This window comes from Catellatospora sp. KI3, from assembly GCF_029948125.1.
GTDB lineage: Bacteria > Actinomycetota > Actinomycetes > Mycobacteriales > Micromonosporaceae > Catellatospora.
Window position 1 is genome coordinate 38448 of the sequence record NZ_JASAMB010000022.1, and the last position, 25559, is coordinate 64006.

Here is a 25559-nt window from a genome sequence, read left to right on the forward strand (position 1 = left end):
ATGCGACAGCAGGGCGTGGACGGCGAGATCGGCGTCATCGACCTCGGCGACGGCTGGGACGACGAGGAAGAGGTCAGCCTGCCGCCCAAGCCGGGGCTGGGCTGGCAGCGCCGCGCCGGGCTCGCCGCCATGGTGCTGGTCGTGCTGGTCAGCGCCGCGGCGGCGGCCCGGCCGCAGGGCGCCGGGCTGCGGCAGCTCGCGCTGCGTGACGCCGTCGTCAGCGCGATGGTGCTGGTCGGCGCCGACACGGTCGCGGTGCGCAGCCGCGAGGCGATCACGGGCTGGAACCTGGCCGACGGCGCGCTGCGCTGGCAGGTGCCGGTCAGCGGGGAGCTTGACAGCTTCTTCGGCATCGCCGGCCTGCTGGTGGTCAGCCAGGTCCCGGGCACCCCCGCCGACGGCGAGGGCGAGCAGCCGCCCGTCCAGACCACGGCGTACGACGCGTACACCGGCAAGGTCCGCTGGTACGCCGCCGACTGGACGCGGCAGGTCGGCGGCCGCTGGCTGCTGGCCTATCACCGGCGTGCGGACGGCGCGATGGAGATCGAAGGGCACGACCCCCGCGACTACCGGCTGCTCTGGCGCACGCCGGCCTCGCTGACCATCGCGCTCGACGAGCAATCCGGCACGCTGTGGCGGCTGTCGCCCGAGGGCGAGATCGTCGAGCACGACCTGGCCGACGGCACCGCCCGCCGCTCGGTCGCGGTGCCGGTCCCGACCGGCGAGCGGGTGGAGCTGACCTACGGCGACGACGTGGTCGGGCTGGTCAGCGGCGGCGAAGGCGCCGTGCAGCCGGACGGCAGCCCCGTCGTCCCGCAGACGCCCCGGACCGAGCTGTGGTTCGACCGGGCCACGCTGCGCCCGTCGGCCGCCGGGCCGCGCTGGGCGTGGCAGCTGGACTGCGGGGGCGGCTACACCTGCGGGCTCACCGCCACGCCGGAGGGCCCGCGGACCTGGATCATCGACGCCGCGACCGGCCGGCCGGTCGTCGTCCTGGCCGGCGGTGACCGGGGGTTCCTGCCCAGCGTGGCCGGCCCGCTGGCGGTCGGGTTCTCGTCGCTGTGGCTCGGCCCCCGCGTCGACGGGACGTTCGACCCGCTGACGGGCGGCGTGCGCCCCGCCTACCGGGACTGGTACGCGGTGCAGACCCGCAGCGATCTCGTGTCCTACCTGGTCCGACCCGGTCGGGCCGCCGACTCGACGTACCTGGGGGAGTTGCGGGCGGACGGGGAGCTGCGGATGATCGGCGAGCTGCCGTACGAGCTGAAGGAGTGCCTGTCCACCGCGCACGCCCTGATCTGCAGCACCACCGACGACCGGTTCGGCATCTGGCAGGTGGAGGCCGGTCCGCGATGACCACGACGGAGACGGTGCCGCGGCGCCCGGACGAGCGGGACGGAACATGCCAACCGAAATGATCGACCTCGGCGACGACTGGGCGCTGCCGCGCGAGCAACCGCGCGCCACGCCGCTGTCCGTGCTGCGCCGGCGCGTCGCGTACGCGCTGGTGCTGCTCCTGGTCGCCACGCTGGGTGCCGCCGGGGTGCCGGCGCGCCGCGTCGCCGAACTGGGGCGGCACCGGCTGGAGGGCGTCACCGACCAGGTCGTCGGCGACATCCTGCACCCCGTCGACGACCTGGTGCTGGTCCAGGGCGGGGCCGCCCTCTCGGCGTACCAGACCGCGGACGGCGCCCTGCGCTGGAGCGCGCCCCACACGTCGGCGGCGGCCGACCGCGGTTACGTGACCGGAGCCGCGGGTGTGGTGCTGAGCATCGACGGTGGCCAGACGACGACGGCGTTCGACGCGAAGTCCGGCGCCCGGCTTTGGTCGGCGCCGCGGTCCGTGTACCCCGTCGCCGGGGTCGGCATGGACGTGCGCAACCGGACCGGTGACTTCTCCGAGCAGCCGACCCCGGGCGCCCCGCCACCCGGCACGGACTCCGTGACCGGGGTCGACCTGCGCACCGGAGCGACGCTGTGGACGGTTCCCGGCACCCCGTTCGCCACCGTCGACAGTGAGCGCGGGCTGGTGGTGACCGTCACGAACGACGGCGCGCTCGCGGTGTACGACGTCCACGGCGCGAGCCTGCTGCGCCGGGGCGAGGCGAAGTTCCCGCCGGGACGGCCCATGTACGTCGCCGCCTTCCAGGGCACGGTCCAGCTGGCCGCGGCGTCGGCCGAGCCGGACGGCGGGCTCGGCTACCTCGACTACGACCTGACGACGATGCGGCCGCTGGCGCGCGAGGACGGCACGCCGTACCGGTGCGGGCGGTACCGGTGCGTGGACCGCGTCGACCGGAACACCGTCGACTTCTTCCAGATCACGGTGACCGATCCGGTGACGCGGGCGCCGCTGTGGACCCTTGAGGCGAAGTCGAGTCTGCTGGCGGTCACGGACGGGTTCGTGGTGCTGGACGTCGGCCAGTCGTCCGGCGTCCGGGGCACGGACGCGCTCCGGCTAGTCGACCCGGCCACCGGGCGCACCCTGGTCGATCTGACCGGCTGGCTCGCGCTGGGCGCCGTCGACGGCAGCGACGGGTACGTGCTGCTGCGGGACGTGGGCAAGACCACCCAGGTGGCCAAGGTCGTGGCGGGTGCGGTCCGGGTGCTGGGCGTGCTGCCGCACCGGGCGCAGCGCTGCCTCTACCGCACCGACCGGCTGACCTGCCTGTTCGACGACGACCAACTGGGCATCTGGCGCGTGGACGGGCAGAGGGGACGCTGACCGTGGCGGTCGAACTGATCGAGCTCAGCGACGACTGGACCCGGCCCCGCGAGGACCCCGGCGTGCCGCCGCTGCGGCCCCGGCGCGCGGTCCTGCTGGTGCTGCCGCTGCTGCTGACCGGCGCGCTCGGGGCCGCGGCCGCGCCGGTGCGGCAGGTGGCGGAGCTGGCCACGTACACGCTGCCGGGGGTGTCCCGGATCATCGACGGCGGTGCGGTCCGCGACGGCGGCGGGCTGCTGCTGGCCTCGGGTGCGGGCAGGCTCTCGGCGTACCGGCCCGCCGACGGGACGCTGCGGTGGAGCGTGCCGCTCGACCCGCGCGTCTCCGCCGACCTCTCCGTGCAGTCGGCGGAGGGGGTGGTGCTCGTCTTCGACGGCGGGACGACCACGGTGCTCGACCCCGACTTCGGCACGAGGCTGTGGACGGTGCCGCGTCCGCTGACCGTGGTCGGCGGCGTCGGCGTGGCCGCGTCCGAGATTCCCGTGTACATGGGGCCGGAGATGCAGCCGTACGCGGCCGGGCAGCTCGCCACGGAGCAGGAGGAGGCGACCATCTACGACCTGCGCACCGGCCGGGTGCTGTGGACAGTGCGGGGCGTGCCGTACGCGAGCCTCGCCGAGGCCCGCGGCGAGGTGTGGACGGTGACGCCCGCCGGCGCCTTCACCGTGTACGCCGTCCGCGACGGCTCGGTGCTGCGCACCGGCACGCTCGCCTTCCCGGCGGGGCGGCCCTACGGCGTGCACGTCCACGGCGACGACCAGATCACGTTGAGCTCGGCTGGCTCGGGTGACGCGTTGACGGAGGTCCGCTACGACCTTGCGACGCTGCGGGTGCGCCAGCCCGGCGCGGACGCCGCGAGTCATCCGTGCGGCCGGTTCAGCTGCTCGTTCGAGCCGGTGCCGGACAGCGACGACTTCCATGTCACCGTGCGCGACCCCGCTACCGGTGCGGCCCGCTACCGGCTCGGCAGCCGCATCCAGGTGATGGCGGTGGGCGAGTGGTTCGCCACGGTCGACCTGGGCCAGGGGCGCGGCACCGGACTGGCCGCCACCCGGCTCATCGACCAGGCCACCGGGCAGGTGCGGCTCGACCTCACCGGTTGGGAGGTGCTGCCCGCCGCGGATGACAGCGGCGGCTACCTGCTGCTGCGGGACGCCGGCGGGCAGACGCAGGTCGGCGTGGTGGTCGACGGCCGGGTGCAGACGCTGGGCCTGCTGAAGCACCGGGTGCAGGAATGCCACCGCCGGGACGACTGGCTGGCCTGCGGCCACAGCGGCAACCAGTTGACGATGTGGCGGATCATCGCGCCGGAGGACAGCCGACCGTGACCGCCGAGATCGACCTGGGCAGCGGTTGGAGCCACCCGCACGACCCGCAAGCCGGGCCGGTCCGGTGGTCCGGCGGGTTCGCCGGCCGGCTCCGGCCCGCCGCGTTCGTGCTGGCCGGGCTGCTGACGCTGATGTGCGCCGAGGCGGCCGGGCCCGTCCGGCCGGTCGTGGGGCTGGCGTCGATGGCGACGGTGCCGACCGCCGACGAGGCCATGGTGGTGACCGACGGCCTGCTGCTGGTGGCCGAGCGCGGCGCGCTGGCCGCGTTCGACCTGCGCGACGGCGCGCCGCGCTGGTCGGCGGTGCGGGAGATCCGCGCCGATCAGATCACGCTGGAGGTGCCGCCGGGATCGGGCGTGGTGCTGCTGCACGAGGGTGACCTGGCCCAGGACACGCAGCAGACCACGGCCTTCGAGATCGCCACCGGTCGGCAGGTCTGGCACCGGGACGCCTGGGTGGTCACCGCCGCCCAGGTCGGCTACGACCGGATGCTGCTCGTGGCGGGGGTGCCGACGGCCGTGCAGCGGGAGGTGATCGACCTGGCCACCGGTGCCGTGCGCTGGACCGTGCCGGAGACCGCGGTGCGGGGCGTGTCCGACGACCCCGATCCGCTGTGCTGGTCGGCGGACGAATACGGGCAGGTGCGGGCGTACCGGCTGGCCGACGGGTCACCCGTGGCCGACGGGCACATCGCCGCGCTGCGGGACGTGCCGCCGAACCTGATCATCGAACGGGGCCTGCTCACGCCGGTCCGGTTCAACTGGGAGACGGGCGAGTCCCGCTACGACGTGCTGTCGTACGACACCGCGACGTTCGCCGCCGTGCCCACGACGCCCGAGCTGATCGACGCGGTGCCGTGCGGGCGGCTGCGGTGCACCACCCGGCAGGCGGTGGAGTCGTTCGTCGTGCAGGTGCGCGACCCGGACAGCGGGGTGCTGCGCTACGAGCTGCGCCCCGGCCGGCTGCTGCGCGAGACGCCGGTCGGGTTCCTGGTCCTGGCGCCGGGCGTCACCCGGTTCGGCCTGCGCGCCGAGTCGCTGATCGACCCGGACACCGGGCACACCGTGCGGGTGCTGGCGCCGGGCTGGGAGGCGGCCGCCGCCGACACCTCCGGGACGGTGCTGCGCGAGGCCGCCGACCGGGTCCAGATCGGACGGCTCGAATCCGACGGTACGGTCCGGGTACTGGCCGAACTGCCGCCTCGTGTGCGACGGTGTCAGTACCTGTCCGGACTGCTGGCGTGCCACGACGCCGACGACCGGATCGCGCTGTGGCGGTTGACCGGCTGACGCCGGCAGGCAGGAGGTCGCGATGACGGCTCTCATCGACCTCGGCGAGGAGCACGCTCCCGCCGACGACGACCCGCCCGGCGCGCCGCGCCTGTCGCTGTGGCAGCGGCGCTGGACCGGCCTGGCCGTCTGCGTGGCGCTGCTGCTGGCGGCGGTGGCCACCGAGCGGCTGCCGCCGGGTCCGCTGCGCGGCCCGGTGCACATCCAGGACGCCCTCGTCGGCTCGGTGGCGCTCGTCGACGACCTGCTGCTGCTCGCCCGCCGTCGCGAGGACGGCGGGCGCGACCTGGCCGCCGTGGACACCCGCGACGGCCGCCAGCGCTGGCGGATCCCGCTGCAGGGCGGCTCGCCCGAGGTGTACGGGGCCTGGGCCGCCGACGGCGTGCTGCTGGTGTCGGTGCTGGACGGCTCGGCGGCCGAGCGGCCCTGGTCGACGTACGCGGTGGACCGGCAGACCGGGCTGCTCTACTGGCGGGACGCGTCGATCGCGGTGGGCACCCGGATCGACGGCGGGCAGCCGGTCACGCTGATGGTGGGCGTGGACCCGGCGGCCGACTGGTTCGTCAGCCGCGACGTGCGCACCGGCCGCGAACTGTGGCGGGTCTCCTACACCACCGGCCAGGACTGGAGCCTCTACGAGGTGGGCGGGCGGATCGCCGGGTTCGTACTGGTCGACATGGGGCAGCGGCGCCGGGTTCGGGTGGTCGGGGCCGACGGGACCACCCGGGCCGAGCGGGAGCTGCCCGCGGACACCGGGGCGGTGCAGCAGGCGGACGGGGCGCTGCTGGTCTCGTACGAGGACAAGGGTGTGCCCAGGGTCGCCTCGCTGCGCCTGCCCGGTCTGGAACCGGGCTGGGACGTGCCCAACCCGGCCCGGCGCAGCTCGGTGTACGTCTCCGACTGCCGCCCGTCGGTGTGCGTCAACGACGGCGACCTGCTGTGGCTGCTCGACGCCGCGACCGGCGGGGTCCGCTGGTACGGCCGCATGGACGGGTTCTTCCCGGCCGCGCCGGGGGTGCTCAACGCGGGCATACACGACACTCCCGGCTACAGCCTGCTGCGCGACTCCGCCACCGGCGAGGTGCTGGTGCGGCTGCGCGACTGGCAGGTCGTCGGCTACGACGGCCGCCTGCTGCTGCTGTCGAACCAGCAGAGCCGGCGCACCTGGTTCGGCACCTTCGACCCGGCCCGTCCGGGCCCGGTGCGGGTGCTCGGCGCGGGCGGCCCGACCCTGGACCGCTGCTGGCTGACCCAGGGCACGGTGGCCTGCCGCGCCCTGCTCGGCGGCCTGGACGTCTACCGCTACCTGCCCTGACCGGCACCGCCGCGGCACGCGCAAGATCAGCTAAGTTGCCGGGCGATCGGGCGCTCGAAGTGCCCTTCGCCGCCCGATTGCCCGGCAACTTGAACGATCAAGCGGCACCGCCGAACGCGTCAAGATTTCACGTCCTGGCAGTGGCCCTCTATCTTCGTTTGCGACGGGGTGAGGCGTCGAAGGGAGTGTGCTGGGCGTGCGGGTGCTGGTGGTGGAGGACGAGCGGCATCTGGCCGACGCGATCGCGCGCGGGCTGCGGCGCCAGGGACTGGCCGTCGACGTCGCGTACGACGGCAGCACCGGCCACGAGATGGCCTTCGTCACCCGGTACGACGTGGTCGTGCTCGACCGGGACCTGCCCGGCATGCACGGCGACCAGCTCTGCGCCGAACTGGTCCGCTCCGGGCAGCTGACCCGGGTGCTGATGCTGACCGCCAGCGGCAGCGTCGCCGAGCGGGTCGAGGGGCTGAGCCTGGGCGCCGACGACTACCTGCCCAAGCCGTTCGCCTTCGACGAGCTGGTGGCGCGGGTGCACGCGCTGGGCCGCCGGGCCACCCCGGTCACCCCGCCGGTGCTGCGCGCCGGCGACCTGGAACTCGACCCGGCCAAGCGCACCGTCACCCGGGCCGGGACGCTGATCGACCTGACCAACAAGGAGTTCGGCGTGCTGGAGGAGCTGCTGCGGGCCCGCGGCGGCGTCGTCTCCACCGAGGAGCTGCTGGAGCGGGTCTGGGACGCCAACACCGACCCGTTCACCACCATCGTGCGGGTGACCATGCGCACCCTGCGCATGAAGATCGGCCTGCCGGCGCTGATCGAGACGCTGGTCGGGGCGGGCTACCGCATCCCGCTGGCGGGGCAGGAGCAGGACGCGTGATGCGGCAGCGTACGCAACCGGTGCGGCCCAAGCGGCGGCTGCGCCCGACGCTGCGGCTGCGGCTGACCCTGCTCAACGCGGTGCTGCTGGTCGGTGCCGGGGCGCTGCTGCTGCTGATGGCCTGGCTGATCACCGCCGACCTGCTGAACCCGGCCGACTCGCTGCCGCCGGGCACCATCGTGACCCTGGCCGACGGCCAGGTGATGGACGCCCAGCGGTGGCAGGACTCGCTGCTGGCGACCGCGCAGACGGAGCTGTTCGCCAAGGGCGCGGCGGCCGTCGCGGCGATCAGCGTGGTCGGCGTGCTCGGCGCGTACGCCGTGGTCGGCCGCGCGCTGCGCCCGCTGCACCAGGTCACCGCCACCGCGCAGAAGCTCGGCGGCGAGACCATGGACCAGCGCATCAACTACGCCGGGGCCGACGACGAGGTGGCCGAGCTCGCCGACACGTTCGACCAGATGCTGGACCGGCTCGGGGCGGCGTTCACGGCGCAGCAGCGCTTCGTCGCCAACGCGTCGCACGAGCTGCGTACGCCGCTGGCGGTGATGCGTACCGAGATCGACGTCACGATGTCGGACCCGCAGGTGGACATCGCCGAGCTCAGGCGGATGGCCAACGTGGTCCGCGACGCCTCCGAGCGGGCCAACGCGCTGGTCGACGCGCTGCTGATGCTGGCCCGCAGCGAGGGCCGCACCGGCCTGCGCGCCGAACCGCTGGACCTGGGCATGGGCGTGCGCGGGGCGCTGTCGGCAATGGACCGCGAGGTGCAGCGCATCAAGATCAATGTGAGCACCGACCTGGGCCCGGCCCCGGTCGTCGGCGACCCCAGCCTGCTGGACCGGCTCGCGGGCAACCTGATCGAGAACGCGGTCCGCTACAACCACCTCGGCGGCCGGATCTGGGTCAGCAGCGGCGTCGACGGCGGGTACGCGCGGCTGATGGTCGGCAACACCGGTTTCAAGGTCGAGCAGGCCGACGTGGCCGGTCTGTTCGAACCGTTCCGCCGCGGCGGCCGCGAGCGCACCGGCGCGCGCGGCTCCGGGCTCGGGCTGTCGATCGTGCGGGCGGTGTGCCAGGCGCACGGCGGCACCGTCGGCGCGGTGGCGCTGCAGGGGGGTGGGATGGAGGTCACCATCGCGCTGCCTTTAGCGTCACAGCAATGACATCCCGCATCCGGCACATCACCGTGGACTGCGTCGACCCGTACGCGCTGTCGGGCTTCTGGAGTGAGGTCACCGGCTACCCGCGCCACCCCGACGACCGGCCCGACGACCCGGCGGCGCTGCTGATGTCCAGCGAGGACGACAGCCCCGACCTGCTGTTCATGGCCGTGTCCGAGGAGCGGCACGCCGCGCCGCGGACCGGCCACCACCGGTTCCACCTGGATGTGATGCCGACCGACCGGACCCGCGACGAGGAGGTCGACCGGCTGCTGGCGCTCGGGGCGATCCTGGTCGGCGACCACCGCAAGGCCGACGGCACGGGCTGGGTGGTGCTGGCCGACCCGGAGGGCAACGAGTTCTGCGTCGAACGCAGCCCCGCCGAGCGCGCCGCCTCCCTCTGAGCTCGTCACGGCCTCGGGCCCGCGGCGACCTCCGCTTCACTGCGCAGGATGCAGAACTCGTTGCCCTCGGGATCGGCCAGCACGACCCAGCCGGTCCCGTCCGGGTTGCGCCGGTCGTCGACGGTGGTCGCGCCCAGCCCGATCAGCCGGGCCAGCTCCTCGTCGCGAGTGCCCTCAGCCGGGCGCAGGTCGAGATGGATCCGGTTCTTGACCTGCTTCACGTCCGGTACGTCGATGAACAGCAGCCGGTGCCTGCCGTCCCGCGAGAAGATCATGCACTCCTCGTGCCCCGGCAGGTTCGGATCGGCGGGGTCCTCGACGTAGTCCAGCACGCCCTGCCACCACCGCGACAGCTCGAACGCGTCAGCCGAGTCCACCGTCGTGTGCGAAACAAACGAAGTCACCCCCGCATCCTCCCAGCCCCACCGCCCCCGCGCCGCCCCCACCGCCCCGCCCGCCGCGCGGCCGTTCAAGATCGCGCAACTTGCCGGGCAATCGGGCGAACTCATCCCCAAGATACGCACGACTGCCAGGCAAGTTGAGCGATCTGGGCCGATGGGATGATATCGTGAGTGGCGAATCATGATATCAAGATCAGGATTGGGGTGGGGTATGCGGACTGTGATCAATCTTGACGACGACGCTTGCGTCGAGGTGATGGAGCTGCTCGGGGTGCGTACGAAGACCGACGCGGTCAACGCGGCGCTGCGTGACATCCTGCGCCGTCGCCGTCTCCGGGTGCTGCTGGAGAGCACCGCCCACATTCCCGTCATCGAGGACCCGGAAGCGCACTACCGGGCCGCCAACCGGTAGGTGGCGAGATGGCAGCCGCAGTCCGCTACCCGTTCCCCATCTACCTGGTCGACACTTCTGTCTGGGCCCGCCGTACACAGCCGACCGTGTCCGCGGCGCTCGCCGAACTCACCCGGTCGGGCGAGCTGGGCACCTGCGCCCTGTTGACGGCCGAAGTCTGCTACAGCGCGCGCAACAGCGAGGAGTACGGGCAGCTGCGCGCCCTGCTGGACGCGACGATCATGCTCAACGGCGACGACCTGATCGAGGAGAAGGCGCTCGCGGCGCAGGCGAAGCTGGCTGCCGAGGGCCAGCACCGGACCTCGGTCGTCGGCCTGTTCGTCGCGGCGGTCGCCGCCGCCCATGACGCCGTGGTCCTGCACTACGACAGCGACTACGAGCGCATCTGCGCCGCGCTGGGCACCCGTGCCCAGTGGGTGGTGCCGCGAGGCTCGGTTGCGTAGTCGCGCCCGGCCGCGACCTCCCCGGCGCGCCGAAATCGAAGCTGCCCGGCGGTGGATGGGCGATGTCCGGCCGCTGCCTCCACCCGACATCGCGATCACGCAATGATGATCGCCGCCTGCGGGCGGAAGGCGGGGTTTGAGCCCGTGTTCCGACCGCAGACGGCGATCATCGAAAGCGCCCCGCGCGCGGCGGTCAGCCGAAGGTGCGGCCGGTGACCCGCTGGGAGACGCCGGCGCGGTCCAGGTACGGCGTGATGCCGCCCAGGTGGAACGGCCAGCCGGCACCCATGATCATGCACAGGTCGATGTCGGCGGCCTCGGCCACCACGCCCTCGTCCAGCATCAGCCGGATCTCCTGCGCGAGCGCCGACAGCGCCCGCTCCCGGACCTCCTCGCCGGTCAGCGGGCTGTCGCCCTGTACCAGCAGGCCCTCGACCTCGGGGTTGAGCCGGTCGTCGACCATCAGCGGCACGCCGGAGGCGGCGATCGCGGCCAGGCTCGCGCTGGCCGGGAACCGGTCCGGGAACTCGTGGTGCAGGGTCCCGCCCACGTGCGCGGCCACGGCCGGGCCGACCAGCTGGAGCAGCGCGAGCGGCCGCATCGGCAGGCCCAGCGGGTCCAGCGCCCGGTCGGCGGTCTTCAGCGGGGTGCCCGCGTCGACGGCGTTCCAGATCTCGCCGAACAGGCGGGTGAGCACCCGGTTGACCACGAACGCCGGAGCGTCCTTGACCAGTACGCAGCTCTTCTTCAGGGTCCTGCCGACGGCGAACGCGGTGGCCAGCGTCGCGTCGTCGGTACGCTCGCCGCGCACGATCTCCAGCAGCGGCATCAGCGCGACCGGGTTGAAGAAGTGGAAGCCGACGACCCGCTCGGGGTGGGCCAGCTCGGCGGCCATCTCGGTGACCGACAGCGACGAGGTGTTGGTGGCCAGCACCGCCTCGGGCTTGACGATGGTCTCCAGCTCGGCCCAGACCTTCTTCTTGACCGACAGCTCCTCGAAGACGGCCTCGATGACGAAGTCGGCGTCGGCGAAGACGGACTTGTCGACCGAGCCGCTGACCAGGCCGCGCAGCTTGGCGGCCTTGCCGGCGGACATGCGCCCCTTGGCGACGGCCTTGTCGAGTTCGGCGTGGACGTAGCCGACGCCCTTGTCGACGCGGGCCTGGTCGAGGTCCGTGAGGACCACGGGCACCTCCAGCCGTTTGGCGAACAGCAGGGCCAGCTGGGAGGCCATCAGGCCGGCGCCCACGATGCCGACCTTGGTGACGCTGCGGGCCAGCGACTTGTCCGGGGCACCGGCGGGGCGCTTGGCGCGCCGCTGGACCAGGTCGAAGGCGTACAGGCCGCTGCGCAGCTCCGGGGTGACCGCGAGGTCGGCCAGGGCCTGGATCTCGGTCTCGATGCCCTCGGCGGTGACGCCGTTCTTGGCCAGCAGCAGCAGGTCGAGCGCGCGGCTGGCGGACGGGACGGCGCCGTGCAGGCGCTTGTCGAGCTCGGTACGGGCGAAGCCGACGACGGCGTCCCACATCTCCGAGCGGTCGACCTCGGGCCGGTCCACCGTGATGGTGCCGTTGACGACGCCCGCGGCCCACTCCAGCGAGCGCTCCAGGAAGTCGGCGGGCTCCAGCAGCACGTCGGCCATGCCCAGCTCGGCGGCCTGGGCGGGCTTGAGCATCTTGTTCTGCATCAGCGGGTTCTGCACCACGACCTGCGCGGCCGGGACGATGCCGATGATGTTGGGCAGCAGCTGCGAGCCGCCCCAGCCGGGGATCAGGCCGAGCGACACCTCGGGCAGCGCGAGCGCCGCCGCACCGGACGACAGGGTCCGGTAGTGGCAGTGCAGGGCCACCTCCAGGCCGCCGCCCATGGCCGCGCCGTTGACGAACGCGAACGTGGGCACGCTGCTCTCGCGCAGCTTGGCGAAGGTGGCGTGGCCCAGGCGGCCGATCTCGACGACCTGGTCGCGCGAGGTCAGCGAGGCGAAGCCGGTCAGGTCGGCGCCGACGCAGAAGATGTACGGCTTGCCGGTGACCGCGATGAAGGACGGGTTCGCCGCCTGCGCCTCGTCGATCGCCTGCGACAGCGAGGTCAGGCCGCCGGGGCCGAAGGTGTTGGGCTTGGTGTGGTCCAGGCCGTTGTCGAGCGTGATGATCGCGGCGGGCCGGTCCAGGTCGGGTACGGCGACCAGCCGCAGCTTCGCGTGGGTGACGATCTCGCTCACTTAGCACCTTCCCAGTTCGGGTTCTCCCAGATGACCGTGCCGCCCATGCCGATGCCGATGCACATGGCGGTCAGGCCGTAGCGCACCTCGGGGTGCTCGGCGAACTGGCGCGACAGCTGGGTCATCAGCCGTACGCCGGAGGAGGCCAGCGGGTGGCCGACGGCGATCGCGCCGCCCCACGGGTTGACGCGCGGGTCGTCGTCGGCGATGCCGAAGTGGTCGAGGAACGCCAGCACCTGCACCGCGAACGCCTCGTTCAGCTCGAACAGGCCGATGTCGCCGATGGTCAGCCCGGCCAGGCGCAGCGCGCGCTCGGTCGACGGGATCGGGCCGACGCCCATGACCTCGGGCTCGACGCCGACGAAGCCGAAGGAGACCAGCCGCATGCCGATCGGCAGGCCCAGCTCGCGGGCCACGTCCTCGGCGGCGAGCAGGCAGCTGGTGGCGCCGTCGTTGAGCCCGGCGGCGTTGCCCGCGGTGACCTTGCCGTGCGGGCGGAACGGGGTCTTCAGCCCGGCCAGCTTCTCCAGGCTGGTCTCGCGCGGCGCCTCGTCGACCGAGGCCAGGCCCCAGCCGGTCTCGGGGTCGCGGGTGGCGACGGTGACCAGGTCGCCCTGCAGCTTGCCGGCGGCGTACGCGGCGGCGGTCTTGCGCTGGCTGTGCAGGCCGAACTCGTCGGCCCGCTGCTTGGTCAGCTGCGGGTACCGGTCGTGCAGGTTCTCCGCGGTCGCGCCCATGACCAGGGCGGACGGGTCGACGATCTTCTCGGCGAGGAAGCGCGGGTTCGGGTCGACGCCCTCGCCCATCGGGTGGCGGCCCATGTGCTCGACCCCGCCCGCGATCGCCACGTCGTACGCGCCGACGGCGATGCCCGAGGCGACCGTGGTGACCGCGGTCATCGCCCCGGCGCACATGCGGTCGATCGCGTACCCGGGGACCGTCTTGGGCAGTCCGGCCAGCAGCGCGGCGGTACGGCCGATGGTCAGGCCCTGGTCGCCGATCTGGGTGGTGGCGGCGATGGCCACCTCGTCGACGCGCTCCGGCGGCAGCTGGGGGTTGCGGCGCAGGAGTTCGCGGATGCAGCGCACGACCAGGTCGTCGGCGCGGGTGTTGGCGTAGATGCCTCCGTTCGCCTTGCCGAACGGGGTGCGTACGCCGTCGACGAAGACGACGTCGCGGACTTCACGGGGCACGGTCTGCCTCCTTGCAGTAGGGAGCCGATCCGGATGCTACTCGTGGGTAACTACCGAGGGGTAGCGACTCGCTATGGTCTGACTCACAATCGGCACTCGCCGAGAGGTCCGGACCCCTATATAGATAACCGGCCTTGCCCCTATGTAGAGTTTAGGCATAGAGTCTCGCGCATGCGAATCACCGTTCCTGTGGCGAGGGTTCTGGCCGCGCTGCTGGCCGAGCCGGACGCCGAGCGATACGGCCTGGACCTGATGAACCTGACCGGGCTGCCCAGCGGCACCCTCTACCCGATCCTCCAGCGGCTCACCGGGGCCGGCTGGCTCGCGGCGCAGTGGGAGCGGATCGACCCGGTGGCGGCCGGCCGCCCGGCCCGGCGCTACTACCGGCTCACGCCGCAGGGCGTGACCGACGCCCGCCAGGCACTGGCCGAGCTGCACGCGGCGACCCGGCCCGGCTCGGCGCCGCTGCGCCCCCGCACCGAGCCGGGGCCCGCGTGATCGCCCAGCGGGTGGGCGCGGCCCTGCTCGCGCTGGCAGTCCGGCGCTGGCCCGCCGGGCTCCGCGATGACCTGCACCGCGAATGGCTGGCCGAGCTGCATGTGCTGGCCGCCGAGGGCAGGTCCGTGCGCGTCGTGTCGTACGCGCTCAGCCTCGCCGTGTCGCGCCCGGCCGCCGACCCCCTCGTCGATCGGAGTCTGCTGACCAGGCGTGCCCGGACCACCGCGGCCACCGTCCTACTCGCGCCCTTGCTCTGCTTCGCGGTGCTGGTCGTGGCCGTGATCGTGGCGAACCTGACCGCGCGCGCGATCTTCGGGGAGGAGGGGCACGACGCCACGAAGGTCACCCCGGTACTGGCGATGTGCTGCCTCCTGTCCGGCGTGCTGCTGGCGTGGCTGGCCGGGCGCTCGGCCGCGCGCACCGCGCTGCGCGGCCGCTGGCGGCTGGCCGCCGCGCTGGTGCTGCCGTGCCTGGTCACCCTCGCCCTGGTGGTGGCTCTGTTCGGCGGTGCGGACAAGCTGGAGCGGGTGGTGCCCGAGCTGCTGTGGTGGGGCGGGGGGATGGTCGTCGTCCTGCGGACGGCGTCCGGTCTCGCGGCCCGGGGCCGCCTGGCCGCCGCGTGGTGGGTGGGTGTGCTGGGCGCGTTCGCGGTGGCCGACGTCGCCATCGTGATCACCGTGCTCGGCCATACGGGCCCGCTCCAGTACCTCACGGTCGACGGTGAGGGCTTCTACGACGGGGTGAGCCGGGTGTGGGCGCCGCTGTGGCTGCCCACGATGTACAGCGGCGCCATGTACGGGCTGCCGGGGCCGACCCCCTGGGAGATCGCCCAGGTCGGCGACGTCACCGAGATCACGCCCTATGTCTACCCGGTCTTCACGGCGTACCTGCTGGGGTACGCGATCCGGGCCGGGCGGGGCGGGCCGGTTCAGCCCGCCGCCGCCTCCGTGCCGCCGTCGCCGGACTCCGCGGCCGCCGCGTCGGCGGGCACCGGCTCCGGCTCGATCAGCGCCTGAGCCAGCTCGGCCGCGAGCAGCTCGCACTGCCAGGCCCGCGCCCCGAACCCGGCCAGCACCGCCGCCACCGCGGCGGTGTCGGCCGGGGGCGGCTCCCAGGCCAGGCGGCGCACGAAGTCCGGGGTGATCAGGTTCTCCGGGGGCAGGTGGTGCTGCTCGGCGGTCTTGGTGACCACCTCCCGGCAGCGGGCCAGCCGGGCTGCGGCTACCGGGTCCTTGTCGGCCCAGCGGTGCGGCGGGGGCGGCCCCTCGAACTGCGGTGAGGTGGGCAGCGCGTCGTCGGGCAGGTTGCGCGCCTCCTCCAGCGCGTCCAGCCAGGTCGCGGCCAGGCGGCGCACCGAGCGGCCGCCGAAGCCCGGCAGCAGCAGCAGCTCCCGCTCGGTCTTGGGGTTCATCTCGGCGGCGGCGACGATCGCGGCGTCGGGCAGCACCCGGCCGGGCGCGGTGTCGCGGCGGGCGGCGATGGTGTCGCGCGCGTACCACAGCGCCCGCACCCGCGACTGCGCCCGCGCGCCGCGCACCCGGTGCATGCCCGAGGTCCGCCGCCACGGGTCGACCCGCGGCTTGGGCGGCCGCGCCCCGTTGAGGACGAGCGCGGCGAACTCCTGCTCCGCCCAGTCGGTCTTGCCCTGCCGGGCCAGCTCCGCCTCCAGCGCGTCGCGCAGCTCGACCAGCAGCTCCACGTCGAGCGCGGCGTAGGTCAGCCAGTCCTGCGGCAGCGGCCGGGTGGACCAGTCGGCGGCGGAGTGGTGCTTCTCCAGCGTGCGGCCGAGCAGCTGCTCGGTCAGCGCGGCCAAACCCACCCGCTCGAAGTCGGCCAGCCGCGCGGCCAGCTCGGTGTCGAACAGCTTGCGCGGGCGCAGGCCGAGCTCGGCCAGGCAGGGCAGGTCCTGGCTGGCGGCGTGCAGCACCCACTCGGTGTCGGCGAGCACGGCGTCGAGCGCGGACAGGTCGCCCAGCGGCACCGGGTCGATCAGCGCGGTGCCCGCGCCGCGGCGGCGCAGCTGGACCAGGTACGCCCGCTGGCTGTAGCGGAAGCCGGAGGCGCGCTCGGCGTCGACGGCCACCGGGCCGGTGCCCGCGGCGAAGCGCGCCAGCACCTCGGCCAGCTCGTCAGGCGTCTCCACGGGGGCGGGGGTGCCGCCGGCGGGCTCGATGAGCAGCGTCGGGCCCTCGCCCTGCGTGGTGCCTTGCGTGGCTGCGTCCGGCGTGCCGTCGCCCGTGCGGTGGCGGGTCCGACGGCGCAGCACTGCGTCCTCGTCGGTCATGGATCACACCGTACGTGCATGGCCGGGGTCGTCGCCGCACCCGGTCCCGTGGCGCGTCGTAACGATCCGGCCAATAATGAGGCTTCCCCGCCTCCGCGCGCCCGATCTGTGCCTGATCAACCGAGTTGCCCGGGTGCCCTCAGGAGTGGCGCAGCGGCAGCGCCGAGACGCCGACCGGCGGCAGCCCCGCGGTCGAGGCCAGCGCGGCGCACCAGGCCGTCACGTGGGCGCCCAGGTTCAGATCCAGCGGCGTCCAGGAGGCCCGCAGCTCCAGGTCGGTGGTGGGCGGGCCGTCGGCGGCCAGCGCACCGAACCGGCTGGAGATGGTCTGCGTCACGGTGCCGCCGATGGCGGCGTAGCCGGAGGTGTGCGCGTCGAGCGCGTCCACCAGCCAGCTCCAGCCCACCTGGGGCAGCAGCGGGTCGGTGGCCAGCTCGGGTTCCAGCTCCGCGGTGACGTACGTGACCAGCCGGGTGTCGCCCTGCCAGGCCTCATGCCCGGCCGGGTCGTGCAGCAGGATCAGCCGCCCCGTGGTGACCTCCTCGCCCCGGCGCAGCACCGACGCGCCCAGCGCGAACGCGTACGGCGCGAGTTTGCCGGGGGCGGGCACCTCTTCCAGGGAGATCTCGTCGCGGGGGTGGACCGAGCGCAGCGCGGTGACGGCGCGCGTGAACGTCTCGGGGAGTACGGTCGTCAGCGCCATAGCCGTAACCTAGTCCGCACAAGCCTCCGGTTGGTGGCACGGCGCGCCGATGCGGCTCACATCGGCACCACCCTTGCGGCGGACCGCCCTCGTCCAGTGGCACGATGGCGACGATGAACACTGCAGCCACGGGCGGCCTCAACCGCCTCACCTTGGCCGGATCGACGTTCGTACGCGCCTGTCGCGGGCAGGCCGTGCCGCACACGCCCGTATGGTTCATGCGCCAGGCGGGCCGGTCCCTGCCCGAGTACCGCGAACTGCGGGCCGGGGTGCGCATGCTCGAGTCGTGCCGCCGCCCCGACCTGGTCACCGAGATCACCATGCAGCCGGTGCGCCGGCACGGCGTCGACGCGGCGATCCTGTTCAGCGACATCATGGTGCCGCTGGACGCGGCCGGGGTGGACCTGGACATCGTCGCGGGCACCGGGCCGGTCGTGGCCGAGCCGGTGCGCACCATGGCCGACCTGGACCGGGTGCGCCCGCTGGACCCCGGCGCGGTGTCGTACGTCGGCGACGCCGTCGGGCTGCTGCTGCGCGAGCTGAAGGCGACCCCGCTGATCGGCTTCGCCGGCGCCCCGTTCACCCTGGCCAGCTACCTGGTCGAGGGCGGGCCGTCGCGCAACCACACCAAGACCAAGGCGCTGATGCACGGCGACCCCGAGCTGTGGCACGCCCTGCTCGCCCGCCTCGCCGAGATCACGCTGACCTTCCTCAAGGTGCAGGTCGAGGCGGGTGTCGCCGCGGTCCAGCTGTTCGACTCCTGGGTCGGCGCCCTGTCGGAGGCCGACTACCGCCGGTACGTCCTGCCCCACTCGCAGGCGGTGCTGTCGGGCCTGGCCGACGCGGGCATCCCGCGGATCCACTTCGGGGTCGGCACCGGCCTGCTGCTGCCCGCGATGGCCGAGGCGGGCGCCGACGTGGTCGGCGTCGACTGGCGTACGCCGCTGGACGCGGCCGCCGCGCAGGTGCCCGGCAAGTCGGTGCAGGGCAACCTCGACCCCGCGGTGCTGTTCGCCCCGTGGGAGGTGGTCGAGCGCGAGGTGCGCCGGATCCTGGACGAGGGCCGCGCCGCGCCCGGCCACGTGTTCAACCTCGGCCACGGCGTGCTGCCGGAGACCGACCCGACCGTGCTCACCCGCGTGGTCGAGCTGGTGCACGAGGTAAGCAAGCGATGACCCGCCATGTTGCCGTCATCGGCGGCGGGATCTCCGGCCTGGCCGCCGCGCTGCGGCTGTCCGAGGCCGGGGTCGCGGTCACCGTCGTGGACCAGGCCGACCGCCTCGGCGGCAAGCTGCACACCCGCGCCGACGGCGTGGAGCTGGGCGCCGAGCAGTTCCTGATGCGCGACCCGGCCTGGGGCCCGAGCGGTGCCATGCGCCTGGTCTCCGCGCTGAAGCTGGAGCACCTGCTGGAGCACCCGGTCGCGGGCGGCGCCGGGCTGTGGGTGGCCGGGGCGCTGCGCCCGCTGCCGACCGGCACCGTGATGGGCGTGCCCGGCCCGGACACCGACCTGGTCGGCGTGGCCACCCTGAGCGACGGCGACGTCGACCGGGGCGCGCCGGTGCTGGCCCCGCGCGAGGACCGCTCGGTCGGCGAACTGGTGCGCGAGCGGCTCGGCGACGAGGTGGTCACCCACCTGGTCGACCCGCTGCTGGGCGGGGTCTACGCCGGCCGCGCCGACGGCCTGTCGCTGCAGGCCACCATGCCGGTGCTGCACCGCTTCCTGGGCCGCGAGCACACGGTACGCGCCGCGGTGCAGCGGGCCGCCGGGACCAGCCGGGCGCACCAGCCCGGCACGCCGGTCTTCGGCACCCTGCGCGGCGGCCTCGGCACGCTGGTCGAGGCGGCCCGCGCCGAGCTGGAGCGGCGCGGGGTCGAGATCCACCTCGGGATGCCCGTACGCGACCTGGCCCGCACCGCCACCGGCTGGACCCTGACCGTCGGCGCGGCGACCGAGGACGCCCCGCGGGCGGCCCGCCCGTGGCGGCTGGACGCCGACGCGGTGGTGCTCGCCGTGCCCGCCCGCCCCGCCGCGCGCCTGCTCGCCCCGACCGCGCCGGAGGCCGCCGAGCAGCTCGGCGGGCTGGAGTACGCCAACGTCGGCCTGGTCACGCTGACCCTGCCCGGCGTCGACCTGCCCGCGCTGAGCGGCTTCCTGGTGCCGGCCGACCAGGGGATGACCATCAAGGCCGCGACCTTCTTCAGCACCAAGTGGGCGCACCACCGCCGGACCGACGGCTCGGTGCTGCTGCGGGCCAGCGTCGGCCGCCACGGCGACCACGCGGTGCTGCAGCGGCCCGACGCCGAGATCGTCGCGGCGGTCCGGGCCGACCTGGCGAAGGTGCTCGGGACGGCGCTGCCCGAGCCGGCCTCGGCGACGGTGACCCGCTGGGGCGGGGCGCTGCCGCAGTACGCCCCGGGGCATGTGGAACGCGTCGCCAACGCCCGCGAGCTGCTGGCCGAGCTGCCGCTGGTGCTGGTGGGCGCCGCCTTCGACGGCGTCGGCATCCCCGCCTGCGTCAACTCGGCCGAGCTGGCCGCCGACCTGCTGCTGCGTGCCTGGAACTAAGTGGATGAGGACGAGAACGAGATGACCGCCGAACAGACCAACGCCGCCCGCCTGCGCGAACTCAACGACACCATCCGGTACACGATGTGGTCGGTGTTCCGGGCCACCGCCCCGCTGCCGTCGATCCGCTCCGAGGTGGCCGGGGAGGTCGACCAGTTCTTCGGACAGCTGGCGGAGAGCGACGTCACGATCCGCGGGGTGTACGACGTGGCCGGCCTGCGCGCCGACGCCGACGTGATGATCTGGTGGCACTCGTCCTCCGCCGACGCGCTGCAGGACGCCTACGGCCGGTTCCGGCGCACCGCGCTGGGCAAGTGCCTGACCCCGGTCTGGTCGCAGATGGCGCTGCACCGCCCCGCCGAGTTCAACAAGAGCCACATCCCGGCCTTCCTCGCCGGCGAGGAGGCGCGGGCGTACGTCTGCGTCTACCCGTTCGTGCGCTCGTACGAGTGGTACCTGCTGCCGGACGAGCAGCGGCGCGAGATGCTGGCCGAGCACGGCAAGATGGCGCGCGGCTACCCGGACGTGCGGGCCAACACGGTCGCGTCGTTCGCGCTGGGCGACTACGAGTGGATGCTGGCCTTCGAGGCCGACGAACTGCACCGCATCGTCGACCTGATGCGCGACCTGCGGGCCTCCTCGGCCCGGCGGCACGTACGCGAAGAGGTGCCCTTCTACACCGGCCGCCGCCGCTCGGTGGAGGAGATCGTCTCCGCCCTGCCCTGACAAAACGGCCTAAAGCGCCATGTAACCGCCTGCCGTAACCGCTTGCGGAGACTCATGCGTTTGGTCTGCAAAACGTCAGCCATCCCGTGCAACTCATTTGCACGATTGTGCTCTACACTTGCGTACCATGACGCGCAGACTCGCCGAAGTGGCGAAGTACGTGGGGGTGAGCACGGCCACCGTGAGCAGGGTGCTCAACGGTCGGCCGGGCATCTCCGAGGCCACCCGGACGGCCGTGCTCACCGCCTTGGACGTGCTCGGATACGAGCGCCCCACCAAGTTGCGCGGGGAGCGGGCGCGTCTGGTCGGGCTGGTGCTGCCCGAACTGCAGAACCCGATCTTCCCCGCGTTCGCCGAGGTGGTGGCGGGGGCACTGGCCAAGCGGGGGTTCACCCCGGTGCTGTGCACCCGCACCGCCGACGGCGTGGCCGAATCGGACTACGTCGACATGCTGCTGGAGCAGCAGGTGTCCGGCGTGATCTTCGCGGGCGGCAACTACGCCCAGGCCGACGCCGAGCACGAGCACTACCGCCGCCTGCTCGACCGGGGCCTGCCCGCGATACTGGTGAACGCCGGTATCGAGGATCTGGGCTTCCCCCGGGTCTCCGCTGACGACGCCGTCGCGGTCGAGCAGGCGTACAACCACCTCGCCTCCCTGGGCCACGAGCGGATCGGGCTGATCCTCGGCCCGCCCGACCACGTCCCCTCCTCCCGCAAGCACAGTGCCTTCCTGACCCGGCTCGCGGCCGACGGCCCGCCGGCGGGCCTCGATCCCGAGGACCTGATCGAGCGCACCATCTTCTCGATGGAGGGCGGCCACGCGGCCGCGGCCCGCCTGATCGGCCGCGGCGTGACCGGCCTGATGTGCGCCAGCGACGTGCTGGCGCTGGGCGCGGTGCGCGGGGTGCGCCGGCTGGGCTTGAGCGTGCCCGGCGACGTCTCCATCGTCGGGTACGACGACTCGTCGGTCATGGCGTGCACCGACCCGCCGCTGACCACGGTGCGCCAGCCCATCGAGGCCATGGGCCAGGCGGCGGTGGCCCTGCTCATCAGCGAGATCGCGGGCAACACCGTGCCCGCCGACGAGCTGCTGTTCGAGCCCGAACTGGTGGTGCGCGGCTCGACCGGCTCCGGCGCGGCCGTCCCGTCCCGCCAGGTCCCCGCCCAGACCGCCCGCGCGGTCTAGCCCCTAGATCATCCAACTTGAGCGGTCTTGAACTGCCGCCGGTGTCCATGGGACACCGGCGGCTTTCGTGTGGGCGGTGCAACGTTGCGCGGTTCGGGTGGTGACAAAACCGTTTCAGCTGGTCCTGCCGTCGCGGGCGACCTCGGCGGCGGGACGGTTGACGATCGCTCGTACGCGTCATGCCCGGGTTGCGTCCCTGCCTTGCGCGTCGTTGAGCTGGGACGGAATAGTGGATCATTACGTTCTTGCAAAGGACTATAGACTTCTTGCGTGCTTCGGGCCTAGGCTGCTCCACAACGTCGCCGGGGGAAACCCCAGGGCGATGACATGGAAACAAAGACGAAATCGGGGCCGTGAGCGCGCGTGCCGCGCGGCAGCGGTCCAGTGCACCGCCGAACTGAATGAAAGAACCCCCATGCGGGGCGGAACTTGTCCAGGGTCACCCGCCCCGCATGCCTCCGCTAGGAAGGACCTCCAATCCTATGGACAGAAGAAGGTTCGGCAAGGCGTTTGGCCTGCTGCTGACCGCGACTGTGGCCGTGCTCCCCGCCGCCTGCTCGGAGAAGGAGCCGGAGAAGCCCAGCGGCCCGGTGACCATCACGGTCAACGGCCTGCCGCCGGAGTCCGACCCGGTCAACCGCAAGTCGTTCCTCGACGACGTGAAGGCCTTCGAGGCGGCGAACGCGAACATCAAGATCGACGCTAAAGAGGGGTTCATGGACCCCCAGACGTTCGCCACCAAGCTGGCCGGCGGCCAGCTGGAGGACGTCTTCTACACGTACTTCACCGACCCGGCGAACCTGATCGCCAAGCGCCAGGTGGCGGACATCTCCGCGTTCACCGGTGAGTTCCCGGCCATCGCGCAGATCCGCCCCGACCTGCTGAAGGTCTACTCGGGCGCGGACGGCAAGGTCTACGGCATCCCGACGAAGAACTACTCGATGGGCCTGCTGTACAACCGGACGCTGTTCACCAAGGCCGGTCTCGACCCGAACAGCCCGCCGAAGACCTGGGAAGAGGTCCGCACCGCGGCCCAGAAGATCGCGGCGCTGGGTGGCGGCACGGTCGGCTACGGCGACTACAGCAAGAGCAACACCGGTGGCTGGCACTTCACCGCCGAGATCTACTCGGTCGGCGGCGACATCGCGGTCAAGGACGGCGACACCTGGAAGGCCGCCTTCAACAGCGACAAGGGCAAGCAGGTCCTGCAGCAGCTGAAGGACATGCGCTGGACGGACAACACCATGGGCGCGCGTCAGCAGCTGGAGTGGGCTGACCTGCTGCAGATGATGGCGTCGGGCAAGCTGGGCATGTACGTCGCCACCAGCGACAACATCCCCACGATCGTCAACCAGTTCAAGGGTGACTTCAAGGAGTACGGCCTGGGCCCGGTCCCCGGTGGTGCGGGCACCCTGGCCGGTGGCGAGGGCTTCATGTTCAACGCGAAGGCGACCCCGGAGAAGATCCGGGCCGGCCTGAAGTGGCTGACCTTCCGCTACACCAACCCGGACCGCATCGAGGAGCAGAACAAGACCGCCGCTGACGCCAAGCAGCCGGTCGGCCTCCCCGAGCCGCTGATCTGGACCGGTGCCGCCGCCGAGAAGCAGGCCGCCTCCTCCAAGGCGCTGGCCAACGTCCCGACGGAGAACTACGCCCCGTTCGTGAGCGCCACCGCGAGCATCCCGCTGAAGCTCGAGCCGCCGCAGGCTCAGCAGATCTACGCGGTGCTCGACACGGCGATGCTGAAGGTGCTGACCGACAAGAACGCGGACGTCGCCGCTCTGCTCGCCGACGCGGAGAAGCAGGTCAACACGATCCTGGCCGCGGTCAAGTAACGCGACACCCGATGGGCCGCCGGCCTCGCGCCGGCGGCCCACTCGACTGACTGGTTCCTCAAGGAAGGTCACCTGCGATGGCGGTTATGACGAGCGAGCGGCCGAAGGTGCGCCCGCCGTACTCCGGTGGCGCGAGTCCCGCGTCACGGCGCGACAAGCTGCGCCGCAAGTTGGGCGACAACGCGCTCGGCTACCTGTTCATGGCCGCGGGCATCGCGTGCTTCGCACTGTTCTCCTGGTACCCGCTGGTGCGCGGGGTCATCCTGAGCTTCCAGCAGGTCAACTTCGTGACCGACCCGATCTGGGTCGGGTTCGACAACTTCAAGGCGATCTTCGACGACCCGCTGTTCTACACGGCGTGGTGGAACACCCTCAAGTTCACCGTCCTGGCGCTGATCCTGGGCTACCTGGTGCCGTTCGCCATCGCGGTGGTCCTCAACGAGATCCGGCACTTCAAGGGCTTCTTCCGCATCGCGGTGTACCTGCCGGTGATGCTGCCGCCGATCGTCGTGGTGCTGCTGTGGAAGTTCTTCTACGACCCGGGCAACGGCCTGTTCAACACCGTGCTGAGCGCGCTGCACCTGCCGACCTCCGACTGGACCCAGTCCCCGAAGATGTCGATGATCTCGCTGGTGCTGGTCTCCACCTGGGCCAACATGGGCGGCGCGACGATCATGTACCTGGCCGCGCTGCAGAACATCCCCGGCGAGCTGTACGAGGCCGCCGAGCTGGAGGGCGCCAGCATCTGGCAGCGGCTGCGGCACATCACCATCCCGCAGATGCGCTTCATCATGCTGGTCCTGCTGCTGCTGCAGATCGTGGCCACCATGCAGGTGTTCATCGAGCCGTACCAGCTCACCGGCACCACCAACCCGGACACCATCACCGTGATGGTGCTGATCTACCGGTACGCCTTCACCGTCAACAACGACTTCGGCCTGGCCGCCGCGATGAGCGTGCTGCTCTTCATCGTGCTGGGCGTCTTCTCCGCCGTCTACCTGCGCGTCACGCGCGACAAGGACTGAGGGAGCCCGCGATGACCTCCGACACCCGGACGCTGATCTCCGGCACCGACCTCAACCGGCGGCGCAACAAGGTGATCTACTACACGCTCCTGACCGTACTGATGATCACCTTCATCGTGGTGTTCTTCTTCCCCTTCTACTGGATGGTCACCGGCGCGGTGAAGCACCCGGCCGAGCTGGTGCGCCCGACGCCGACGTTCATCCCGGAGTCGTGGCACTGGGACACCTACAAGCTCGCCTGGGAACAGCTCAACATCGCGCACTTCTTCCTCAACACGCTGTACTACGCGATCGGCGGCTGGTTCGTGCAGCTGCTGGTCGACGTGACCGCGGCGTACGCGCTGTCCAAGCTGCGCCCGGTCGGCGGCAAGCTGATCCTCGGCGGCATGCTCGCCAGCCTGATGCTGCCCGCCGCGGCGCTGCTGGTCCCGGCGTACCTGACCGTCACCGACGTGCCGATCTTCGGCTGGAACCTGCTGAACTCGCCGTGGGCGCTGTGGCTGCCCGGCGCGGCGAACGCGTTCAACATCTACGTGCTCAAGCGGTTCTTCGACCAGATCCCCAACGACCTGCTCGACTCGGCGTCCATGGACGGCGCGGGCCGGGTGCGCGTGCTCTGGCACATCGTCCTGCCGCTGTCGCGGCCGGTGCTCGCCGTGGTCTCCATCTTCGCGGTGATCGGCATGTGGAAGGACTTCCTCTGGCCGCTGCTGGTGCTCCAGGACCCGGAGGTGCAGACGCTCAGCGTGGCGCTGAGCCGCCTGTCCGGCACCAACCAGGTGCCGCTCACCGAAATGCTCGCCGGCCTGGTCATCGCCAGTATTCCGATGATCGTCGTGTTCATGGTGTTCCAGCGCAGCATCCTCGGCGGCCTGCAGGCAGGCAGTCTGAAGGGTTGATCCTTTGATCTTTCCAGCCCACGGGCGTGGTTCTCGCAAGGCCGCTTGACCCCGTTCGCACTACCC

Annotated in this window: 24 protein-coding genes; 19 read left to right on the forward strand and 5 right to left on the reverse strand. The window is 72.5% G+C overall.

Annotated elements, in window-relative coordinates:
- From QEZ54_RS28695 to QEZ54_RS28730, 8 genes are all read left to right on the forward strand, one after another.
- The gene (locus QEZ54_RS28695) at nucleotides 1-1356 is read left to right on the forward strand and encodes a hypothetical protein (protein WP_281307853.1); all 1356 of its coding nucleotides are present in this window, start codon (nucleotides 1-3) and stop codon (nucleotides 1354-1356) included.
- A gap of 46 nt (nucleotides 1357-1402) precedes the next feature.
- The gene (locus QEZ54_RS28700; protein ID WP_281307854.1) at nucleotides 1403-2725 is read left to right on the forward strand and encodes a PQQ-binding-like beta-propeller repeat protein; all 1323 of its coding nucleotides are present in this window, start codon (nucleotides 1403-1405) and stop codon (nucleotides 2723-2725) included.
- Between the two features lie 2 nt (nucleotides 2726-2727).
- Entirely contained in the window at nucleotides 2728-4053 is a 1326-nt protein-coding gene (locus QEZ54_RS28705) for a PQQ-binding-like beta-propeller repeat protein (RefSeq protein ID WP_281307855.1), read from the forward strand.
- Entirely contained in the window at nucleotides 4050-5342 is a 1293-nt protein-coding gene (locus tag QEZ54_RS28710) for a PQQ-binding-like beta-propeller repeat protein (RefSeq protein ID WP_281307856.1), read from the forward strand. The genes QEZ54_RS28705 and QEZ54_RS28710 overlap by 4 nt, the downstream gene beginning before the upstream one ends.
- Nucleotides 5343-5364: 22 nt before the next feature.
- Entirely contained in the window at nucleotides 5365-6657 is a 1293-nt protein-coding gene (locus tag QEZ54_RS28715; RefSeq protein WP_281307857.1) for a PQQ-binding-like beta-propeller repeat protein, read from the forward strand.
- Between the two features lie 196 nt (nucleotides 6658-6853).
- The gene (locus QEZ54_RS28720; protein WP_281307858.1) at nucleotides 6854-7534 is read left to right on the forward strand and encodes a response regulator transcription factor; all 681 of its coding nucleotides are present in this window, start codon (nucleotides 6854-6856) and stop codon (nucleotides 7532-7534) included.
- A 20-nt stretch (nucleotides 7535-7554) separates the two neighbouring features.
- Nucleotides 7555-8697: a HAMP domain-containing sensor histidine kinase gene (locus tag QEZ54_RS28725; protein ID WP_281307947.1), complete on the forward strand. Its 1143-nt coding sequence runs from the start codon at nucleotides 7555-7557 to the stop codon at nucleotides 8695-8697.
- Nucleotides 8694-9098 carry a VOC family protein gene (locus QEZ54_RS28730; RefSeq protein ID WP_281307859.1) on the forward strand — a complete coding sequence of 135 codons (405 nt, stop codon included), beginning with the start codon at nucleotides 8694-8696 and terminating at the stop codon, nucleotides 9096-9098. The genes QEZ54_RS28725 and QEZ54_RS28730 overlap by 4 nt, the downstream gene beginning before the upstream one ends.
- A 5-nt stretch (nucleotides 9099-9103) precedes the next feature.
- Here the strand turns inward: QEZ54_RS28730 and QEZ54_RS28735 are convergent, their stop codons facing one another.
- Nucleotides 9104-9502 (reverse strand): VOC family protein, encoded by a 399-nt coding sequence (locus tag QEZ54_RS28735; protein WP_281307860.1) that lies wholly within the window; start codon nucleotides 9500-9502, stop codon nucleotides 9104-9106.
- Nucleotides 9503-9710: 208 nt separating this feature from the next.
- Between QEZ54_RS28735 and QEZ54_RS28740 the strand changes: the two genes are divergently transcribed.
- Together QEZ54_RS28740 and QEZ54_RS28745 are read left to right on the forward strand one after the other, a co-directional pair.
- On the forward strand, nucleotides 9711-9911 hold the full coding sequence (locus QEZ54_RS28740) for a type II toxin-antitoxin system VapB family antitoxin (RefSeq protein ID WP_281307861.1): 201 nt from the start codon (nucleotides 9711-9713) through the stop codon (nucleotides 9909-9911).
- An 8-nt stretch (nucleotides 9912-9919) separates the two neighbouring features.
- Nucleotides 9920-10354, forward strand: a complete 435-nt coding sequence (locus tag QEZ54_RS28745; protein WP_281307862.1) for a PIN domain-containing protein — start codon at nucleotides 9920-9922, stop codon at nucleotides 10352-10354.
- A 193-nt stretch (nucleotides 10355-10547) separates the two neighbouring features.
- On the opposite strand, the gene QEZ54_RS28750 is transcribed toward QEZ54_RS28745, so the two are convergent.
- Together QEZ54_RS28750 and QEZ54_RS28755 are read right to left on the reverse strand one after the other, a co-directional pair.
- The gene (locus tag QEZ54_RS28750) at nucleotides 10548-12575 is read right to left on the reverse strand and encodes a 3-hydroxyacyl-CoA dehydrogenase NAD-binding domain-containing protein (RefSeq protein WP_281307863.1); all 2028 of its coding nucleotides are present in this window, start codon (nucleotides 12573-12575) and stop codon (nucleotides 10548-10550) included.
- The gene (locus QEZ54_RS28755) at nucleotides 12572-13768 is read right to left on the reverse strand and encodes a thiolase family protein (protein WP_281307864.1); all 1197 of its coding nucleotides are present in this window, start codon (nucleotides 13766-13768) and stop codon (nucleotides 12572-12574) included. The genes QEZ54_RS28750 and QEZ54_RS28755 overlap by 4 nt, the downstream gene beginning before the upstream one ends.
- Before the next feature lie 171 nt (nucleotides 13769-13939).
- Between QEZ54_RS28755 and QEZ54_RS28760 the strand changes: the two genes are divergently transcribed.
- A complete protein-coding gene (locus QEZ54_RS28760) occupies nucleotides 13940-14266 on the forward strand; it encodes a helix-turn-helix transcriptional regulator (protein WP_281307865.1) in 327 nt (108 codons plus the stop codon).
- Entirely contained in the window at nucleotides 14263-15282 is a 1020-nt protein-coding gene (locus QEZ54_RS28765; RefSeq protein ID WP_281307866.1) for a hypothetical protein, read from the forward strand. The genes QEZ54_RS28760 and QEZ54_RS28765 overlap by 4 nt, the downstream gene beginning before the upstream one ends.
- On the opposite strand, the gene QEZ54_RS28770 is transcribed toward QEZ54_RS28765, so the two are convergent.
- Nucleotides 15195-16550, reverse strand: coding sequence for a ribonuclease D (locus tag QEZ54_RS28770; RefSeq protein ID WP_281307867.1), 1356 nt, complete (start codon nucleotides 16548-16550; stop codon nucleotides 15195-15197). The two genes, QEZ54_RS28765 and QEZ54_RS28770, sit on opposite strands and share 88 nt — an antisense overlap.
- Nucleotides 16551-16689: 139 nt before the next feature.
- On the reverse strand, nucleotides 16690-17253 hold the full coding sequence (locus tag QEZ54_RS28775) for a DUF3000 domain-containing protein (protein WP_281307868.1): 564 nt from the start codon (nucleotides 17251-17253) through the stop codon (nucleotides 16690-16692).
- Nucleotides 17254-17366: 113 nt separating this feature from the next.
- Between QEZ54_RS28775 and hemE the strand changes: the two genes are divergently transcribed.
- The 7 genes from hemE (at nucleotide 17367) to QEZ54_RS28810 (ending at nucleotide 25493) form a co-directional block, all read left to right on the forward strand.
- Nucleotides 17367-18428, forward strand: a complete 1062-nt coding sequence (gene hemE, locus QEZ54_RS28780; RefSeq protein ID WP_281307869.1) for a uroporphyrinogen decarboxylase — start codon at nucleotides 17367-17369, stop codon at nucleotides 18426-18428.
- Nucleotides 18425-19822, forward strand: coding sequence for a protoporphyrinogen oxidase (gene hemG / locus QEZ54_RS28785; protein WP_281307870.1), 1398 nt, complete (start codon nucleotides 18425-18427; stop codon nucleotides 19820-19822). The genes hemE and hemG overlap by 4 nt, the downstream gene beginning before the upstream one ends.
- Before the next feature lie 21 nt (nucleotides 19823-19843).
- The gene (gene hemQ / locus QEZ54_RS28790; protein WP_281307871.1) at nucleotides 19844-20548 is read left to right on the forward strand and encodes a hydrogen peroxide-dependent heme synthase; all 705 of its coding nucleotides are present in this window, start codon (nucleotides 19844-19846) and stop codon (nucleotides 20546-20548) included.
- Nucleotides 20549-20675: 127 nt separating this feature from the next.
- Nucleotides 20676-21734, forward strand: coding sequence for a LacI family DNA-binding transcriptional regulator (locus tag QEZ54_RS28795; protein WP_281307872.1), 1059 nt, complete (start codon nucleotides 20676-20678; stop codon nucleotides 21732-21734).
- 482 nt (nucleotides 21735-22216) lie between these two features.
- Nucleotides 22217-23569 carry an extracellular solute-binding protein gene (locus tag QEZ54_RS28800; protein WP_281307873.1) on the forward strand — a complete coding sequence of 451 codons (1353 nt, stop codon included), beginning with the start codon at nucleotides 22217-22219 and terminating at the stop codon, nucleotides 23567-23569.
- An 86-nt stretch (nucleotides 23570-23655) separates the two neighbouring features.
- On the forward strand, nucleotides 23656-24594 hold the full coding sequence (locus tag QEZ54_RS28805) for a sugar ABC transporter permease (protein WP_281307874.1): 939 nt from the start codon (nucleotides 23656-23658) through the stop codon (nucleotides 24592-24594).
- 11 nt (nucleotides 24595-24605) lie between these two features.
- Nucleotides 24606-25493 (forward strand): carbohydrate ABC transporter permease, encoded by an 888-nt coding sequence (locus QEZ54_RS28810; protein WP_281307875.1) that lies wholly within the window; start codon nucleotides 24606-24608, stop codon nucleotides 25491-25493.
- The last annotated feature ends 66 nt before the right edge of the window (nucleotides 25494-25559 follow it).